A 214-nucleotide genomic window follows, 5' to 3' on the forward strand; every position below is an offset into this window, starting at 1 on the left:
CTCAAGGTTAAGAAACCAAAACTGTCTTGGTGGTTTTCTGGTCAAGCCAATGTACTATTTGAAAATCTTTACTGCCCTTATTGGAGCAGTTACTAAGAGAGCATGGCAATTACTTTACACTGGCTAGAATTAACTGTGAAGCCGAACATCAAATTGTCCACCACTTTGATATAAAGAGTGTGCCAACTGTTTATATGTTTGTTAATGGACAAGG

At 37.9% G+C, this 214-nt stretch carries 1 protein-coding gene; it reads left to right on the forward strand.

Annotated elements, in window-relative coordinates:
* Window positions 1-71 precede the first annotated feature (71 nt).
* Window positions 72-214, forward strand: a 143-nt coding sequence (locus V6256_RS16535) for a thioredoxin domain-containing protein (protein WP_424141084.1), incomplete at its 3' end; no start/stop codon positions are given.

Origin of the sequence: Psychromonas aquatilis, assembly GCF_038155185.1 — a bacterium.
Taxonomy (GTDB): domain Bacteria; phylum Pseudomonadota; class Gammaproteobacteria; order Enterobacterales; family Psychromonadaceae; genus Psychromonas; species Psychromonas aquatilis.